Source organism: Mesotoga sp. Brook.08.YT.4.2.5.2., assembly GCF_003351125.1.
GTDB lineage: Bacteria > Thermotogota > Thermotogae > Petrotogales > Kosmotogaceae > Mesotoga.
Genome location: NZ_JPGZ01000029.1, coordinates 1 through 1,523, shown reverse-complemented (window position 1 = coordinate 1,523; position 1,523 = coordinate 1). Strand labels below are relative to the sequence as shown.

General features: G+C 42.0%; 2 protein-coding genes. One reads left to right on the top strand and one right to left on the bottom strand.

All coding sequences use genetic code 11. The features are described 5' to 3' along the window. The coding region (locus Q502_RS06975) for a group II intron maturase-specific domain-containing protein (RefSeq protein ID WP_309473467.1) at positions 1–487 on the top strand (487 nt) is incomplete at its 5' end. A 779-nt stretch (positions 488–1,266) separates the two neighbouring features. Here Q502_RS06975 and Q502_RS06970 read toward each other — a convergent pair. Continuing rightward, positions 1,267–1,523, bottom strand: a 257-nt coding sequence (locus Q502_RS06970; protein ID WP_181815879.1) for an ATP-binding protein, incomplete at its 5' end; no start/stop codon positions are given.

Here is a 1,523-nt window from a genome sequence, read left to right as displayed (position 1 = left end):
CAAACTGGAGCTTCATCCAGAGAAGACCCGTATTGTCTACTGCAAAGACGATAAGAGGAAGGACGAGTATCCAAATACAAGCTTTGACTTTCTAGGATACACCTTCAGAGTTCGTAGCTGCAAAGACAGAAATGGGAGGATCTTCTACAGCTTCACCCCTGCAGTGAGTGAACAGGCAAAGAAGGCGATGAGACAGAAGATCCGGAGAATGAGACTTCAAACCAAGTCATACCTGAGTATTGAAGAACTCTCAGAAAGGATCAACCCGGTAATAAGAGGTTGGATAAACTACTACGGACACTTTCGCAGATTTGAAATGTATACAGTACTGAGTCGGCTAAACAAAGCCTTAGTTCAATGGGTAAGAAACAAGTACAAGAAAAGGAGAGGTCGTACAAAAGCGGGTAAATGGCTAGAAGCTCTTGCTCGCAGGGAGCCTCGCCTATTTGTACACTGGACAATGGGGATATTCTATTCGGCTGGATAATGGGAGCCGGATGAATCGAGAGATTCAAGTCCGGTTCTGAGAGAGCCTGGGGGTGAAATCCCCCTGGGCTACTCACCAGTTATAAGAGCAAAGCTATAGAAGTGGTTCTCAAGTCTAGAGTCTTAGTGAAGTCATAATTGAAGAAAACCTGAGAGGGAAACAAGGAAACACGAGGGAACTGATTAGAAATAAGGAGGTCTTTCGGGCGTTCTCAACTCAGTTCTTAGGAGGTTCTTACAAATATCTTATCCTCAGAAACCGTCTAATCGATTCGACTGTCAGCTCCCTCGCATAGAAATGGAATATATAATGATACCCCATACAAGATGCAAAATGCAAGGGAAAATCAGAGCTGTTACATGGGAAACTATACTGATACAAAAGTTAATCACAGAGCCAATTCTGTGGATCTGCAAGTATTGCTCAAAGACCGCACTGAAATAAGACGAGAAGAATCGTATTGTAATTCGAGGAACCAACTAACTTTCATTCTCTCCCTATTGAGAAATCAATTTCATCGCGAGTCATCCACATAGTTCATCAGGGAAAATAAGCTGAGAGCAAATCCCTCCCTTTAGAGCTCGACAAAGAATACTGATCTTCAAGAAAAAGAGTTCCGTTGCGTGGATTAGTGACATGTTCTTGCATTAACCTTACAGGAGTATAGCTTCTTGACCTGTGAAATCCGATGTCCAGTTTTGCTCAAGAACTGTTTTTTGCAAGAGTGAATTCCCTGTATTTGCAAGAATTCCAAAGAACTTTCCACCCGGGAAATTTAGTTAATGAGTTTTCATTAGAGAATTTCTAATTCTAAAACTCTGACCTTCGAACAACAACAAATGACTGTGGTGAACAAGACGATCAATCATTGCCGCGGTCATCTGTTCATCGTAGAAGATATGGACCCACTTACTGAACTCCAGATTCGTTGTGATTATCACACTCCTTTGTTCATAGCATTCTGAGACAACTTGAAACAACAACTTCGATCCATCACGATCAAGAGGCACATAGCCCCACTCATCACAGATAATAA